Here is a 1676-nt window from a genome sequence, read left to right as displayed (position 1 = left end):
TTGAGGTTTTAAATCTTCAATAACAGACATTTGTGTTCCTATTCTTGAACGGGCAGCAGAAACTCCGTTAAATCCTTTATCAAATGTTTCAAGTATTGATGAAACACTGCCAAGTCTTTTTGATAAAGCTCCAGAGCTGTCAGAAACTGTTATTGGAATTGAAGCATCATTTTTAGCCACAAGACCAAGTCTATAAACGCCGTCTTTATCCTGAAATACAAATGCTTGAACGTATTTATTTGTTGGGTCTGTATTTATTGCATTTACCAATTCGCTAAGAGTAGAAGGATTTGGAGTAGTTGTATCCCCGTCATAATTGATATTTAAAGTATAACTACCGTAGTTTATAGTTAAGGTGCCACTTTCAGTAGCTCCTACTAAAGCGTCATTTGGATTACTGTATCCCATGTCTGATAAATATCCATGCAGTTTATAAATGTCCCCGCTGTCTATAATTTGAATAATATCGTCTAAAGCTTTTACAACACCTATTTTATTACTTACCTCAGTTATGTCTACATTTCCATCTGCATTGGTATCATTCCATACGCCAGATTTTATTGTTCCCAGATAATCTATACCATTAAAGGTAGTGTTAAGTTCAACACCTTTTGATATAGGAACTTTTGTTTCAAGGGTTTGTCCCTGATATATACCCTGTGTATTAAACGGGTCTATCTGTGCATTTACTCCACCAAATATCCTTGAATTTCCAACTGATACATTTGCCTGTTTGATTATGTAATTTCTAACACTTTGAAAATAATCTCTTAGTATATTTGCATCTTCTGCGTCCATTACACCTGTATTTAGAACCTGTATTATATGAACTCTTGCTTCTTGAGATACATTTACAATATTGCCCAATGTACTTTCGGCAGTTTCAAGTACTGCCTGCACCTGGTCCATATTTCTGTTGTAAGTTGAGATATCATCTATAATTTTCCCAAGTCTTAGGGATTTTGCCGAATCTATAGCATTGTCTGAGGGTTGAAGTATTTTCTTACCTGAAGAAAGTTGATTAGTGTATTTTAATAATTTGTTTTCTTTTATCCTATCATTTTTTAAAAATGTATTATAAAAAGATATATCAGGCACTCTCATGGCATAAACCTTAATTGTAAATTTTTACATTTATTATCGGAAATCTTAATATAAATTTTAGATTATTCTAATTATTTTACAAGACCTAAAATTGTCTGTAATAATTCATCTGTAACATTAATTATTTTTGCAGCTGATTGATATGCCCGTTGATATTTCATCAAATTAACTAACTCTTCATCTACATTTACGCCTGATTTTTCTTCTATTTTACTTTGTACAGCATCTCTTAAGTTTTTATTTGCGTCTAATCTATTTTTAGCATCAGAAATTTCAAAGCCTATTTCTGATGTAAATTTTTTTGTGTAAAGTTCTTGAAATGACTTTGTATCAAGAAGACTCAGGTTGTCAATACTATTGAGTTTATAGTATGTAGAACCTATTTGAAGTCCTGTAGTTGTAGTCAAGAGAGCTTTTTCTTCAGGGTTATATAGTGATGTGTAGTTATTAATTCCTCCAATAGAAGATATGAAGTTTCCTGTATCATTTTGTATTTTAATAGATGGTGATAGCTTTATATCCTTTGCGTAAAGTTGAACATAGAAATTCCCACTTGCAGGTGGATTTTCATA

At 31.9% G+C, this 1676-nt stretch carries 2 protein-coding genes; both read right to left on the bottom strand.

Annotation, left to right across the window (positions count from 1 at the left end; genetic code table 11):
* The coding region (locus HG1285_RS17915) for a hypothetical protein (RefSeq protein WP_008289107.1) at positions 1-1104 on the bottom strand (1104 nt) is incomplete at its 3' end.
* A 71-nt stretch (positions 1105-1175) separates the two neighbouring features.
* Positions 1176-1676 (bottom strand): flagellar basal body rod C-terminal domain-containing protein (locus tag HG1285_RS02525; RefSeq protein WP_008289106.1); only part of this gene is annotated, 501 nt, incomplete at its 5' end.

The sequence above is a fragment of the Hydrogenivirga sp. 128-5-R1-1 genome, assembly GCF_000171895.1.
This window is presented reverse-complemented; position numbering and strand designations above follow the sequence as displayed.